The following is a 14,339-nucleotide window of genomic DNA, read 5'->3' as shown; positions in this document are numbered from 1 at the left end:
TCCCTGCCTTTCTTCTACGGGTCGCTGCGGGCGCCGGACTCAGGCCGCGAAGGGGGTCTCGCCGAGCCGGGCGCCGTCCGCCTGCGCGGGGGTGCCGGTGATGGACTCCCAGTGCCAGCCGGCGTCGAAGGCGGTCACCTCGACGCTCCGGCCGGCCGCGACCATGGCGGCGACCAGGCCGGTGGCGCCCGCGACGAACGCGGAGACCCGGTGCGCGGCGAGCAGGTCCTGCTCGTCGAAGGGGGTGCCCGCGCAGCGCAGCAGCCTGAGGTCCATGAAGCCGTTGAAGCGGCGTCCGTCGACCTCCACGGCCTGCGGGGAGCGGATGGAGAACCGCACCTTGTTGTTGACGTGGCCGTGGTGGTGCTGGTCCGAGTAGAACGCCACGTCGGGGATGGTCGGCGGCACGAAGTGGTCGCGGGCGATCACCTCGGGGACCTTCGGCACGTTCCCGGCGACGAAGTGCCAGGAGTTGTACTGCATCCGCGAGGACATCGCCCAGGCGGTGTCGGCGACGGCGGCGGCCGAGTCCGCGAAGTGCCGGCCGGCCGTGGGCCCGGGCACGACGCAGCAGAAGAAGCGGGTGATGTCCCAGTCGACCAGCTCCGCCCAGCGCTCCTCGCGCAGCGCGGCGATCAGCTCGGGCAGCGACCGCATGCCGCGGCTCATCGCGAAGTCCGCCTCGAAGGCGTGCGCGCAGGCGGCGACGGTCTCGTGGACGAGCGACTCCAGGCCGGTGCCGAACCGCCCGTGCGGCCGGGCGAGCCACTCCGGCGCGGCGGCGGCCGATCGGCCGAGCTCGGCCAGCGTGCTCCCGGTCAGCGGCAGCCGCTCGCGCAGCCGCCCGACCATCGCGTCCTCGCGGGCCCGCGCCCCGTCGCCGGGGGCCTGCGCCACCCGCTCGATCTTGTGCATCAGGGCGCCGTGGATCTCGCGGTACAGCTGGGCGTGCGCACCGGCCCGGGGGCGTACGTCACCGAGTGCGTCGGCCAGTTCGACCAGCGAGGCCAGCGACGGCGAGGCGGCGGCCGGCACGGTCCCGGCGCCGAGCACCCCGTCGTAGAGGCGGCGGACCCGCTCCAGCAGGTACGCGACGTGGTCCAGGGTCAGCTGGGTGCCGTTGGCCTCCTCGATCCGGCCGAACCCCGCGGAGCGGATCAGCAGGGTCAGGCAGACGAGCAGGTGCACGTCGTGGTCCGACCACAGGTCCAGCGGGAGCGACTCCAAGGTACTCAGGGCGCAGTCCGGGTGCCCGGGCCACAGCGTCTTGCCGGTGAGCGTGTTCTGGCCGCGGAAGTTCGTGTACAGCTTCTGGTCCTGGTAGAGCACGAACGGCGCGGTGCGCAGGGCGGCCTCCTTCGCCTGCGCCAGGAGCGCGGCGCGCCCCTCGGGGCCCTGGTCGGCGAGCCAGGCGCGGCAGTCGGCGGCGCTCTCGGCGAACCGGGCGGTGGCCGCGGCCAGTTCGCGCCGGTAGGTGTCGAGCACGGCCTGTGACCACGGCACGCGCAGCACGCCGCTGACCACCGCGCTGTCGGCGAGCGGCCCCTGGGAGGGGACGCGCAGCAGGATGCGACCGCTGTCGGACAGGGCGATCTCGCCGTGGAAGGCGGCCGGCGCACCGTCCTGGGCCGGGTCCTGCGCCGGGGCCTGCGCGGCCGGGGACAGGGTGTCGTCGGTGGGGCCGGTGCGCCAGGTCAGTCCGGCCAGCGCCTTGAGCGCGGCCTCCTCGCGCAGCCCGAGGGCGCGCAGCTGGATGTCGGCGGGCACGTGGCCGTCGAGGGTCAGCAGGGTGTGCAGCGTGGTGGGGAGGTCGTCGGCGGCGACGGCGCTCAGCCAGACCCGCTTGAGCAGGCCGGGGAAGCCGGCGTCCGGTTCGGCGGTGCGGTCCGGCTTGGCGGTGGTGCCGGCCCGGGTGCCGAGCCGGCTGGGCCGGCGGCTCTCGCGTTTGCGCGCGTTGGCGGCGCGGCGGGACTCGCGCCCGGCGGAGCTGGTCACGAGGGGCCTCCAGCGGTCAGTTCGACGTGGTTCCACAGGGCGGGGTCGGTGGGCGTCCAGTCCTCGTCGACGTAGATGCAGTCGACCGGGCACTCCAGGACACAGACGGGGCAGCCGGAGCAGAGTTCCGGGACGATCACGACGTCGAGACCGCGGTCGAAGATGGCGCCGAACTCGGCGGGGCAGCCGCGCAGACACGAGTCGCAGGTGATGCACTCGGACTTCTCGATGCGGCGCGGCGGCTTCTTCCAGGTGTCGGGGCGGCTGCGCTCGGCGATCCGCTGGGCCCGTGCGGACAGCACAGCCGGCGTAGCTTTGATTTCCACGGGCGTGACCTCTTTTGAGTCTGTGACGACCACAACCGGACCTGTCCCGTCGATGCTCGCGGGCGCGTCTCAATCGGCTGCGGAGCGCGGGTTCAGAACCGGTGGAGCCCCCGCGGCGACGGCGGTCCCGCGGCCGCTTTCGGCCAGGTCGAGCAGGAGGGGTTTGACGTCGGTGGCGGCGAGCGGCCCGGTGACGGCGCCGGGGCGCGAGCACAGCAGCAGGGGTCCGTCGTCGGGGCGGGCGGGCAGCAGGCCGTGACTGCCGCGCACCGGGGCCGGGTCGAGCGGCACGACGGCCATCCGGTAGCGCAGGCCGAGCTTCTTGCGGGCCACCGCCGTGGCGGCCCGCACCCGCACGTAGGGGTCCTCGGGGTCGAGGAAGAGCTCCGCCGGGTCGTAGCCGGGCTTGCGGTGGATCTCCACGTGCCGGGCGAAGTCGGGGGCGTCGGCGTCGTCGAGCCAGTAGTAGTACGTGAACCAGGCGTCGGGGTCGGCGAGCGCCACCAGGTCCCCGGCGCGCGGGTGGTCGAGCCCGTGGGCCCGCTTGCCGTCGGCGCCGAGCAGCGAGCCGAGCCCGGGCAGTCCGGCGAGGGCGGCGCGGGTGGCGTCGAGGTCGGCCGGGTCGTGCACGTAGACGTGGGCGATCTGGTGGTCGGCGACGGCGAAGGCGCGGGAGGTCAGCGGGTCGAGGTACTCCATGCCGTCCTGGGTGTGGACCTCCAGGAGTCCGGCGCGGCGCAGCGCCCGGTTGATGTCGACGGGCCGGTCGGCGCGGGTGATGCCGTACTCGGACAGCGCCACGACGGTGCGCCCCTGGGCCCGCGCCTCGTCGAGGAGCGGGGCGAGGGCCGCGTCGAGTGCGGTGGCGGCCCGGTGGGCGCGGGGGTCGTCGGGCCCGAAGCGCTGGAGGTCGTAGTCGAGGTGCGGCAGGTAGGCCAGGGTCAGGTCGGGGGCGCGGGTCGCCATGACGTGGCGGGTCGCGTCGATGATCCAGCGGGAGGAGGCGAGGCCGGCGCCGGGCCCCCAGTAGGAGAACAGCGGGAACGTGCCGAGTTTCTCGGTGAGTTCGTCGTGCAGGGCCGGGGGCCGGGTGTAGCAGTCGGGTTCCTTGCGGCCGTCGGCGTGGTAGACGGGGCGCGGGGTGACGGTCCACTGGACGTCGGCGCCCATCGCGTACCACCAGCAGATGTTGGCGACGGTGTAACCGGGGTGGGTGCGCCGGGCGGCGTCCCAGAGGCGTTCGCCGTCGATCAGCCGGTGGCTCTGGCGCCACAGCAGGACCTCGCCGAGGTCGCGGAAGTACCAGCCGTTGCCGACGACGCCGTGCTCGGCGGGGAGCGTGCCGGTCAGGAAGGTGGCCTGCGCGGAGCAGGTCACGGCGGGCAGTACGGGGGTGAGCGGGGCGCGGCTGCCCGTGCGGCCGAGAGCGGCCAGGTGCGGCATGTGGGCGAGGAGACGGGGGGTGAGGCCGACGACGTCCAGGACGAGGAGCGGGGTGGGGCGGGTGTCGTTCACGGCAGCTCCTTGAGCCCGTGGGCGGTCAACAGGGCGCGGGCGGTGGTGAGTTCGGCGGCGATGCCGTCGGCGAGCTGACCGGCGTCGCGGGGGCGCAGGGCGGGCGGCAGCGCCTGCCAGGTGTACGTCTCCACTTCCAGGTGCCGGGTCAGCGGCCGGGCACCGCCGACGAGGGCGCCGAGGGCCTCGTCGAGCACGGGCAGGGTGGCGGTCAGCGGCGGGCGGGGCGTGGTGTGCAGGGGGACGTGGAAGTGGGCGCGCCAGGGGGTGGTGTCGGGCAGGGGGGTGTCTCGCGGGGTGGCGTCCGGGAGAGCGGTGTCCCGCAGGGTGGCGTTCCGCAGGGCGGGGCCTAGGTCGTCGGTGCCGTGCAGGCCTTCGGCGGTGCGGGCGCGGGTCTGGTGGAGGAAGCGGGGTTCGTCGAAGGCGGCGAGCGCCTCGCGGACCTCGGGCAGGTGCGGGTGTTCGGCGTGCAGAGCCGCGGAGAGCTGCGCCTTGACGACACGCACCCCGGCGGCGTCGAGGGCGGTGAGCGCGGGCCCGGGCCGTTCGAAGGAGGTCGCCATGTGGCAGGTGTCGGCGCAGACGCCGATCCGCGGCTGCCCGAGCGCGGTGAGCGGGGCGAGGGCGTCGGCGGTGGTCTCGATCGTGCAGCCGGGTTCGGGTTCGAGACCGACACGGACGGACCGGCCGGTCAGCTCCTCCAGGGCGTCGAGACGTTCGGCGAGGGTGACGAGGGCGGCGCGGGCGGTGTCGGCGCGCTGCTCGTCGTAGGCGGTGCGCCAGGCGAGCGGCAGGGTCGAGATCGTGCCCTCGGTGACGTCGGCGGGCAGCAGCCGGGTCAGCACGCGGGCGAGGGCGAGGGTGTACGTGAGGCGTTCGGGGTCGGCCCAGTCGGGGCGGTAGACGCGGTACTTGACCTCGGTGGCGCCGAACCCTTCGTAGGGGAAGCCGTTGAGGGTGACGACTTCCAGGCCGCGCCGGTCCAGTACCGCGCGCAAGGACCGCAGTGCTTCTGGGTCGCGGTCCAGGGCGTACGCGACCGGCGCGGCGAGCCACAGCCCGACCCCGAGGCGGTCGACGCCGAGCCGGTGACGGACGGGTTCGCAGTGGTCGCGGAGTTGGGCGAGGACCCCGTCGAGGGTCTCGGCGGGATGCACGTTTGTGCAGTACACGAGGTGGACGGTGGACCCGTCCGGATGCCGGAACCGCACGCCTCACGCTCCCCCACGCAGGATGGAGTTGCCCTCGTGCGTCGCCTCCGGCGGGGCCACCGCGTCGAGCTGGAGACGGCCGCTCAGCCCGTAGAACGCCACCGGATTACGCCACAGCACCCCCTCGACGTCATCCTCCGAGAAACCGGCCGCCAGCATCGCGTCGGCGACCTTACGGGTCTTCAGCGGATCACTCTTGCCCCAGTCCGCGGCCGAGTTGACCAGCACCTTCTCCGGACCGTAGAGGCGAAGGATCTCCACCATCCGGTCCTCGTCCATCTTGGTGTCGGGATAGACGGAGAACCCCAGCCACGCCCCGGCGTCCTTGGCGTCCTTCACCGTCGTCTCGTTCAGGTGGTCGATCAGGACGTGCTCGACGGGCAGCGCCGACTCACGGACGACGTCCAGGGTGCGGCGCAGCCCGGCGAGCTTGTCGCGGTGCGGGGTGTGTACCAGCGCGGGCAGGCCGTGCTCGGCGGCCAGCTGCAGTTGTGTGGCCAGCGCGCTGTCCTCGGCCGGGGTCATCGAGTCGTAGCCGATCTCCCCCACCGCGACCACGTTGTCCTTGGCCAGGTAGCGGGGCAGGGCCTCCAGGACCGGGGTGCAGCGCGGATCGTTGGCCTCCTTCGGGTTCAGCGCGATCGTGCAGTGATGCGCGATGCCGTACTGCGCGGCACGGAACGGCTCCCAGCCCAGCAGCGCATCGAAATAGTCGAAGAAGGACGCGGGCGAGGTACGGGGCTGGCCCAGCCAGAACGCGGGCTCGACCAGGGCACGCACCCCGGCCGCGTACATCGCCTCGTAGTCATCGGTGGTACGCGACGTCATATGGATGTGCGGGTCGAAGATGCGCATCAGGCCTCCTTCTTCGCGGGTGCCGTCCGGGTCAGCACACGGTGCAGGTCCTCGGGGACGGGGCGGCCCGCGGCGGTACGTTCCTGGGCGAAGTCGCGCAACATGCGCGCGAGTTCGGCGTCCGCGTGCGCTCGGTGCTCCAGGTCGGCCACCGCACTTACGGGTACCCCGGTGAACAGGCACTTCAAGACCGCGTGCCGCCAGTCATGCGCCGGCAGATGCGCGGCCGCGTACGGGCCGACGGCCGCCGCCACCAGCGTCGTGTCGTTCGTACGCAGCGCGTCCTCGACCAGCGGCAGGCACTCCGCACCGGTGACCAGGTGCGGCAGCGCGGTCAGAACGGCCCGGCGCTCAGCGGCCGTGCCCTGCGCGTACAGGCGGGACAGGGTCGCCGGCTCGGCGCGAGCCGCGTGCAGCAGCACGACCCGGGTGGTGTCGGCGTGCTCCAGGCCCGCCCTGCGGCCCGCCTCCGCGAACCGCACCTCCCACATCTGCGCGCCCGCGGCCGCCTCGGCCAAGGCCTGGTCCAGCCAGGCGCGGGCGGCCGGGGTGAGCGTGGCGTCGAGGTGGGCGCGGAGTCCGGCGACGGTGGTGGGCCTGGTCATGCGCGCTCTCCTTCGCGTAGCGCCGCCCGCAGGAACTCCAGGGAACGAGCGGCCAGTTCGGGCCCGGCGTGGGAGTGCCGGGGCAGTTCCACCACGGTCAGCCCCCGGTAACCGGTGGCGGCCAGGGCGTCGAGCACCGGCGGGAAGTCGATCTCCCCCTCCCCGAACGGAAGGTGCTCGTGCACGCCCCGGCGCATGTCCTCGATCTGCACGTGCCGCAGCCAGGGCGCCGCCGCCCGCACACAGTCGGCCGGCGACTGCGGCTCCAGGCACTGGCAGTGCCCGATGTCGAGGGTCAGCCCGAGGACGCCGGGGTCGCCGCACAGGTCGCGCAGCCGGTGGAAGTCGGCGAGGCTGCCCACGAGGTGACCGGGCTCGGGTTCGATGGCGAGCGGTACGCCGAGGACGTCGGCGGCGTCCAGGACCGGCAGCAGCGAGACGGCCAGGCGCTTCCAGCCGGTCTCCGCGTCGACGCCGGGCGGCAGGACGCCGCTGAAACAGTGCACGGCGTGCGCGCCCAGGTCGGCGGCGACGCGGACCGCACGCACCAGCAGCCCGACGCGGGCCAGGCGGGCTTCCTCGTCGTCGTCGAGCAGCGTCGGGCCGTGTTTGCGGCGCGGGTCGAGGACGTAGCGGGCGCCGGTCTCCACGGTGGCCGTGAGGTGGTACCGGTCCAGGAGGTGGGCGACGTGCCGGGTGCGTTCCGCGAGGTCCGGGGCGAGGGGGTCGAGATGCATGTGGTCGAGGGTGAGACCGACGCCGTCGTAGCCGAGGTCGGCGAGGAGGGCGAGGGCGTCGTCGAGGCGGAGGTCGGTGAGGCCGTTGGTGCCGTAGCCCCAGCGGGGGGCGGTGGGCGCCGGTGCCGCGCTCATGTCGGGCTCACCTTCCGTTGCCGCGCCCACGTCGGGCTCACCTTCCGTTGCCGCGCCCACGTCGGGCTCACCTTCCGTTGCCGCGCCCACGTCGGGCTCCCCTCGCGGTGCCGCGCTCATGTCGTGCTCACCTTGCGCGCGAGGCGTCCGGCGAGCGGGGCGAGTACGGCGGTCAGCAGCGCGGCGCCCGGCGCACCTGCTCTGGCCAGCAGTGCGCCCTGGAGCGGCAGTACGGCCCGGATGCCGCCGCCGACCGCCCGCTGGGTGAGCGGGGGTGAGGGGTTGAGGGCGGCGTGCGCGAGAGGGCGGGCGAAGGTCGCCGCGTAGGTGGCGGCGAGGGTGGCCGTGAGTACGGGGGCGGGGCCGGTCGTGGCGGGGCCGGGGCGTGCAGCGAGGCCGGTGGTTGCGGGGCCGGTCGCGGCGGGGCCCGGCGTGGCGGAGTCGGCCGTGGTGGGCCGGGCCGGGGTGCGGGTCACGGCCGCCGTCACCGCGCCCGTCACCGCGAGGGCGAGCAGCGGGGCCGCGGTGGCGCCGCCCTCGGCCTCGCGGCGCGAGACCAGGGTGACGGCACAGGTGTGGCAGCCGAGCACGGCCGCCGGGAGCGCCGCGCCGCGCACCGGACCGGCGACGGCGGCGCCGAGCAGCAGGTCGAGGGCGCGGGCGCCCGCCATCGCGGCGGGGCCCGCCGCCGTGTGCTTCGCCTTGAGGTCGTAGGCCCACACCAGGGCGGCCAGCGGGGTGGCGACGGCGAGGGGGCGGCGGCCCGCGCGGGCGGCGAGGGCGAGGCCCGCCGCGGTCAGCGCGCCGGCCGCGGCGAGCGCCGCCCCGGGGCGGATGCGGCCGGAGGGGATCGGGCGGTGCGGGCGGGCCACGGCGTCCTCGTCGCGGTCCGCCCAGTCGTTGAGCGCCATGCCCGCCTCGTACAGGCACAGGGAGGCGCCGACGGCGAGCGCGGTGCGTGCCGTGGGGCGGCCGCCTGCGGCGGCGGCGCCCGCGAGGACGTCGCCGGGCACGGTCAACAGGGCGGGCAGGCGCAGCAGTTCGGCCCAGGCCGCCGCTGTGCCGCGGGGTCGGGCAGCGTTCACCGGTGCGCTCCGAGCCGGGCGCCGAAGGCGAGGAGCGCCTCGTACTGGGCGGCCAGGGCGGGGCTGCCGCCGTCCGGGTCCTTGAAGAAGAAGCCGAGTTCGGGGCGGGGTCCGGTCAGGCCGCGCTCCTGGGCCCGGCTCATCAGCCGCACCAGGTCCAGGACGAGCGGGGCGGCGAGCGCCGAGTCGCACCCCTGCCAGGTGGTCTGCAACGTCATCCGCGTCCCGAGGAACCCGTCGAAGACGATGTGGTCCCAGGCCGTCTTCCAGTCGCCGAGCGCCGGTACGTCGTCGATGTGCACCGTGCCCTCGGGCACCGCGCCCAGGCTGTCGGCGAGGACGCGTTCCTTGCCCGCGTTCTTCGCGGCGGCCGCGGCCGGGTCGGCGAGGGCGGCGCCGTCGCCGCCGCCGAGCAGGTTCGTCCCCGACCAGGCCCGCACCCGCAGCTCCCGCTGGGCGAACATCGGCGCCAGCACGGAACGCAGCAGCGTCTGCCCGGTCTTGCCGTCGCGGCCCGCGTACGGCACACCCGCGGCGCGGGCCTCCGCGGCGAGGCGCGGGTGGTGCAGGCCCGCCGACGGGGTGAAGTTGACGTACGCGCAGCCGGCGCGCAGGGCTGCCGCCGCGTACAGGGAGCTGGGCGGCAGCGTCTCCTCGGCGGGGGCGGGTTCGGTGGAGGCGACGTTGACGACGACGGTGCGGGCGGCGCCGGTGGCGCGGGCGAAGTCCGTGAGGTCCGCGGCGAGCGCGGCGATCGTCTCGTCGGGGGCGCGGTCGTCGTCCCGGGTGATACCGCCGGGCCTGATCCGCTCGTCGGCGGCGGCGAGTTCGGCGTGCGCGGCGGCGGGCAGCCAGTGCGGCAGGACGCCTTGCGCGACGAGTTCCTCGGCCCGCTTGGGCAGCGGGGTGGCGGCGGTGTCGTGGCCGCCGAAGACCAGGGAACCGAGCGGTGGCAGGGCGCCGCCGGCGAACGCGGGGGCCGACGTGACCAGCGCGGTCGGCGGGTGCAGGCCCGCGGCGAGCGCGGCACACCCCGCGACCGTCGTCGTGGCGACCGATCCTCGCGCCCCGATCAGCCACACCCCGGTCGGGGGGTGGGCGGCTGGCGGCTCGGTGGGGTGCGGCACGGGGGCCTCCATCGGTCGGGCGGATTGACGTCCGTCAGGATGCCGATGCGGGGGGCGGGGGCGGGGGGTTCTCCGGCCGGGCTCGATCGGGGGGCGAGCGGGCTCTGACCGGAAGCCCAGCGTCGCCCCTCCGGGGGGGGTGCGGGGCTGACTCGTCCGGCGACCTCACCGGTGACCCCGCCAGGGGCGCGGGGAACTGCGCGCCCAGCCCCCACGGCGCCGCACCCGCCCCCAGGGCCACGGGGCTCCGCCCCGGACCCCGCTCCTCAATCGCCGGAGGGGCTTGATTTGGCCCGAGCACCGGCAAGGCCCGCTTTTCAGGGGCGCGGGGAACTGCGCGACCAGCCACAACGGACCCGCACCCGACACCAATCGCCGGAAGGGCTTGATTTGGCCCGAGCGGTGGCACGCCGACGGCCCCACCGTCGGGGGAAGTCCGGTGGGGCCGCGGGTCAGGGGTGCCCCGGGTGACGCAGGGGCGCGGGGGTCAGGGGCGGACGCGGACCAGTTGGCCGTTGGAGCCCAGGGTGTTGTTGGTGACGTAGATCTGCCCGTGCGGGCCGACCGCGAGGCCCGTGGGGGCGTTCAGCAGCGTGCCGGTGGGGATCTCGGTGGTCTGGCCGGTCGTGACGTCGATCTTCGTCAGGGCGCCGGGCTGCAGCGGCGGCGCGGGCGTGCCCTTGGTGTAGGACAGGGCGAGGAGGTTGCCGTCCGGGGTGACGGCGAGGTCGGCGACGCCGTTCAGGCCGGTCGCCAGGACCTGCGGCGTGCCGCCCGGCGCCACCTTCCAGACGCGGGACAGACCGGGGACGATGGCGCCCAGGTCGCTGAAGTACACCGTGCCGTCGTGGGCCTTGACGATGCCGCTGGGCACGGCCTGGCGGACGACGCCGTTCGGCAGGGTGTTGGTGGGCAGCACGAACGCGGTGGACGTGGTGCCCGAGCCGGACACCCGCAGGACGGAGTTGCCGCCCGCGTCGGTGGCCAGGTAGCCGGAGCCGCTGCGCACGACGCCCCACGGGTTGGAGTTGACGTCGGCGCCGTCCGGGTTCTGGGTGGTCTCGTGGTCGGTGAGGTCGGCGAGGACCTTGCGGTCGCGGGTGCGCAGCAGCGTGCCGAGGTCCCGCGCGTCGGCGCCGAGCGAGGCGCGCAGCGTGTTGGTGCCGTCGCTGCCGAAGGCGTTGAGGACGACGTAGCCGCCGCGCGGGTCCGGCAGGACGTCGTTGGGGCCGGCGGCGACGGACGTCGGGCCCGCGGGGCCGACGGCGACGGACGGCAGGTCGGTGACGACGCGGCCCTTGAAACCGCCGCGGACCTTGTAGACGGACCCCGAGCGGCCGGCGCACAGGGTGCCCGCGGCGCAGGTCGCCGAGCCGTCGCCGGCCTCGGCGACCAGCAGGGTGCCGTCGCCGAGCGCGGTGACGCCGCGCGGGTTCTTCAGACCCGACGCGAGGACCTCCACGGTCGCCTCCGCGGCGGCGTGGGTCCGGGCCGGCGCGGCCTGGGCGGGCACGGCCGCCAGCGGCGCGGCGGCTATCGCGGCCAGACCAGCCGCGAGCGCGGCCTTCGTCCAGGCCTTACGCGAATTCGGCATCTCTCTCCTCCGTCGATCATTACCCCCGTGGTCCGGGGAGCAGATGTGAAATCTGGGTCACCATAAACGAGGAACCGAATGCCTCACGACCTGAGAATTCCGCAGTTGAACGCCTGTGAAAGACAATTGACGGAGCGTCGAGTTCGCCCCCAGGCGCCCTCCAGGGGGCGTCGAGCATTTTCTCTATCGTGGAAGCAATGGTCCCTTCCGGCGGTTGGGACGACCACGCACGCGCTACTGCCCTGGAGGAATCGCATGCCCGAAATGCCGCCCCCGCATGTCGTGAGGGCCCTGGAGAAGGAGCGGGCCGGGCTGCAGCAGAAGGCCCGCGAGCTCGCGCCGCCCCCGTTCGCGCTGCTGGAGCTCGCGATGGGCTCGATGGTGACGCAGGCGATCTACGTCGCCGCCGAACTCAAGTTCGCCGAGGCCCTGGTGGACGGCCCACTGACCCCCGCCGAGCTGGCCGGGAAGGTCGGCGCGCACGAGGAGGCCATCGCCCGCGTGCTGCGGCTCCTGGCGAGCCAGGGGGTGTTCGCGGGCCAGGAGGACGGCACGTACACGCTGACGCCGATGGCCGACGCGCTGCGCGCCGACCACCCGATGTCGATGCGGGACATCGCGGTCCTCATGGGCCACCCCATCCACTGGGAGGACTGGGGTCATTTCCTGGAGTCGGTCCGCACCGGAGAGCCCAGCCTGCCGAAACTGCGCGGCATGGGCGCCTTCGAATACCTGGAGCACAATCCGGAGTACGGCGCGGTGTTCATCAACGGCATGGGCAGCATGTCGAACACCGAGACCTATCCCGTGGCCGGCGCCTATGATTTCTCGCAGTTCGGCACCGTGGTCGACTTCTGCGGCGGCCAGGGCGCCCTGCTCGCCGGAATTCTGCAGAGCGCGCCGGACAGCAAGGGCATCCTCGCCGACCCCCGGGTCGCGAACAACGGCGCCGCCGACTTCCTCGCCGGGCAGGGCGTCGCCGACCGCGTCACCACGCACGACGGCGGCCTCTTCGACCCGGTGGTCACCGGCGGCGACGCGTACGTCCTCAAGCACATCGTGCACGACTGGCCCGAGGACAAGGCGCTGGAGATCCTGCGCAACGTCCGCGCGGCCATGCCGCCGCACGGCAAGCTGCTGCTCGTCGAGATGGTGCCGACCGAGGACAACGAACCGCACTCCGCCAAGCTGGTCGACCTGTGGCTGATGCTGCTCGTCGGCGGCAAGGAGCGCACCGAGTCCCAGTACGCCGACCTGCTCGCGCGGGCCGGCTTCAAGCTGGAGCGCGTCGTGCAGACGGCCGCGGCGGTCTCCGTCATCGAGGCCCTGCCCGTCTGACCCGTCCGCCGCCCCACTCCCCCCCCACTCCCCCCGTTCCCCTACTCCCCCGGCCCCGGCCGCACCCACCAGGTGCGACCGGGGCCCCGGCCTGCGCGCGGCACCATCGGCACGCGACAACCCCGGCCACGGGAAAGCCCCGCGCGGCACGAGCCCGGCACGAAAGACGCCACGGCACCGCGAGGAGCCCCGGGGCAGGCCGTGCCCCGGGGCTCCTTCGGTGGGCGGCGAGTTCAGTCCGCCGGGCCGAACCAGCGCTCCAGCGCCGCCGGCAGGTCCCCCGGCGCCGTACCGGCCGAGGCCGCCCAGGCCACGTGCCCGTCGGGGCGCACCAGCAGCGCCGCGGTGCCGGACAGCGGGTCGGGCTCGTCCCCGTCGGCCGGCTTGACCTGCGCGCTCACCACGTCGACCCGGCCCGCCCAGCCCGCCGCCGCGGACCGCAGCCCCGCGTCGTCGGCCAGGTCGAGCAGGACGCCGCGCCCGGCGTGCAGCAGTTCGGGGGTGCCGCGCTCGCCGGTCGCCTCCGCGAGGAGCCGCGGCGGCAGGCGCAGGCCGAGCAGCGGGTGCCCGGCGTCGCCGACCGCGCCCTCGAAGTCGTAGTGCACGTCGAGGTGGCTGACGATGCCCGCGAGGTGGCGGCGGACCACGTCGTGCTCGATCAGCTCGGTGAACAGCTCGCGCAGCGGCTCGGAGGCCTCCCCGCCGAGGAAGACCAGGCCCTGCGCGCGGGTGTTCATCAGCAGGCGGCGGCCGACCGGGTGGCGCTCGGCGTGGTAGCTGTCGAGGAGTTCGGGGCGGGCCGTGCCGCGGACCACGGAGGCCAGCTTCCAGCCGAGGTTGACCGCGTCCTGGACACCGGTGCTCAGGCCCTGGCCGCCCGCCGGGAGGTGGATGTGCGCGGCGTCGCCGGCCACGAAGACCCGGCCGCGCCGGTACTCGGCGGCCTGGCGGGTGGCGTCGGTGAAGGAGCTGACCCAGGTCGCGCCGCCGCCGTGGATGTCCTCGCCGGTGATGGCCTGCCAGGCGTCGGCGACCTCCGCGTAGTCGACGGTGGCGTCCCGGTCGCTGGCGGGGGTGCCGTGCGGGCAGGCGATGATGCGGCTCACGCCGTCGCCCAGCGGGCCCACCATCACCATGCCGCCCGGCAGCCGCTCCCCGAGGTAGCGCGGGCGCAGCTCGGCGCCGTACACGTCGGCCAGGTACATCTTGCGGGTGGCGGGGGTGCCGGGGAAGTCGAAGCCGGCCGCCTTGCGCACGGTGCTGCGGGAGCCGTCGCAGGCCACCAGGTAGGAGGCGCGCAGGCGTCGCGGCCCGTCGGCGGTGGCGAGCGTCACCTCGACGGCGTCGCCGTCGAGGAAGCCGTCGTCGATGCTCTCGAAGGCCCAGCCGCGCCGGATGTCCGCGCCGAGTTCGCCCGCCCACTCCTCCAGCACTTCCTCGGTACGCCACTGGAGCACGCCCCGGGCGCCGAAGTGGCCGTCGGGCAGCGCCGTGAAGTCGAACTGCACGCCGCCGAAGTGGCCGACCGGCATCGTCTCCAGGGAGCCCCACCGGGGCAGCAGCCCGCGCTGGTCGAAGACCTCCATGGTGCGGGCGGTGAAGCCCAGGCCGCGTGACTGGTGGGTGGGTTCGGTCAGCTTCTCGACGACCACGACGCGGGCGCCGCCCAGGCGCAGCTCGCCGGCGAGCATCAGGCCCGTCGGACCGGCGCCGACGACGATGACGTCGGTGTCCACCGCTGTGTCGGTCCCTTGCATGGGTTCACCTCTCTGAGAAATGGCTCGTCATGTTCCGCGGTGGGGGGCGGCGCGCCGGA

General features: G+C 74.6%; 12 protein-coding genes. 1 reads left to right on the top strand and 11 read right to left on the bottom strand.

The genetic code is table 11. From position 1 onward, the window contains the following. Positions 1–39: 39 nt before the first annotated feature. The 10 genes from ACIBW6_RS22790 to ACIBW6_RS22745 all read right to left on the bottom strand — a co-directional run bounded on the left by ACIBW6_RS22790 (position 40) and on the right by ACIBW6_RS22745 (position 11,185). Positions 40–1,995, bottom strand: a complete 1,956-nt coding sequence (locus ACIBW6_RS22790) for a hypothetical protein (protein ID WP_399062374.1) — start codon at positions 1,993–1,995, stop codon at positions 40–42. Continuing rightward, complete coding sequence (locus ACIBW6_RS22785; RefSeq protein ID WP_399062372.1) at positions 1,992–2,321, bottom strand: ATP-binding protein; 330 nt, start codon at positions 2,319–2,321, stop codon at positions 1,992–1,994. Before ACIBW6_RS22785 ends, ACIBW6_RS22790 begins: the two co-directional genes overlap by 4 nt. A 69-nt stretch (positions 2,322–2,390) precedes the next feature. Continuing rightward, positions 2,391–3,836 (bottom strand): nucleotide pyrophosphatase/phosphodiesterase family protein, encoded by a 1,446-nt coding sequence (locus tag ACIBW6_RS22780; RefSeq protein ID WP_399062370.1) that lies wholly within the window; start codon positions 3,834–3,836, stop codon positions 2,391–2,393. After that, a complete protein-coding gene (eboE, locus tag ACIBW6_RS22775) occupies positions 3,833–5,047 on the bottom strand; it encodes a metabolite traffic protein EboE (RefSeq protein WP_399062368.1) in 1,215 nt (404 codons plus the stop codon). The genes ACIBW6_RS22780 and eboE overlap by 4 nt, the downstream gene beginning before the upstream one ends. Positions 5,048–5,050: 3 nt before the next feature. Then, positions 5,051–5,902: a TatD family hydrolase gene (locus tag ACIBW6_RS22770; protein ID WP_399062366.1), complete on the bottom strand. Its 852-nt coding sequence runs from the start codon at positions 5,900–5,902 to the stop codon at positions 5,051–5,053. Next, entirely contained in the window at positions 5,902–6,507 is a 606-nt protein-coding gene (locus tag ACIBW6_RS22765) for an EboA domain-containing protein (RefSeq protein WP_399062364.1), read from the bottom strand. The genes ACIBW6_RS22770 and ACIBW6_RS22765 overlap by 1 nt, the downstream gene beginning before the upstream one ends. Then, positions 6,504–7,379: a sugar phosphate isomerase/epimerase family protein gene (locus tag ACIBW6_RS22760; protein WP_399062362.1), complete on the bottom strand. Its 876-nt coding sequence runs from the start codon at positions 7,377–7,379 to the stop codon at positions 6,504–6,506. The genes ACIBW6_RS22765 and ACIBW6_RS22760 overlap by 4 nt, the downstream gene beginning before the upstream one ends. Positions 7,380–7,495: 116 nt before the next feature. After that, positions 7,496–8,464, bottom strand: coding sequence for an SCO3242 family prenyltransferase (locus tag ACIBW6_RS22755; protein WP_399062360.1), 969 nt, complete (start codon positions 8,462–8,464; stop codon positions 7,496–7,498). Then, complete coding sequence (locus ACIBW6_RS22750; protein WP_399062358.1) at positions 8,461–9,603, bottom strand: inositol-3-phosphate synthase; 1,143 nt, start codon at positions 9,601–9,603, stop codon at positions 8,461–8,463. The genes ACIBW6_RS22755 and ACIBW6_RS22750 overlap by 4 nt, the downstream gene beginning before the upstream one ends. A gap of 475 nt (positions 9,604–10,078) precedes the next feature. Continuing rightward, positions 10,079–11,185 (bottom strand): ScyD/ScyE family protein, encoded by a 1,107-nt coding sequence (locus ACIBW6_RS22745; protein ID WP_399062356.1) that lies wholly within the window; start codon positions 11,183–11,185, stop codon positions 10,079–10,081. 255 nt (positions 11,186–11,440) lie between these two features. Between ACIBW6_RS22745 and ACIBW6_RS22740 the strand changes: the two genes are divergently transcribed. Further along, complete coding sequence (locus tag ACIBW6_RS22740; protein ID WP_399062354.1) at positions 11,441–12,523, top strand: methyltransferase; 1,083 nt, start codon at positions 11,441–11,443, stop codon at positions 12,521–12,523. 233 nt (positions 12,524–12,756) lie between these two features. Here the strand turns inward: ACIBW6_RS22740 and ACIBW6_RS22735 are convergent, their stop codons facing one another. Continuing rightward, a complete protein-coding gene (locus ACIBW6_RS22735) occupies positions 12,757–14,280 on the bottom strand; it encodes an FAD-dependent monooxygenase (protein WP_399062352.1) in 1,524 nt (507 codons plus the stop codon). Between the last annotated feature and the right edge of the window lie 59 nt (positions 14,281–14,339).

Origin of the sequence: Streptomyces sp. NPDC049813, from assembly GCF_044465085.1 — a bacterium.
In the GTDB taxonomy this organism is placed as follows: Bacteria; Actinomycetota; Actinomycetes; order Streptomycetales; family Streptomycetaceae; genus Streptomyces.
This window is presented reverse-complemented; position numbering and strand designations above follow the sequence as displayed.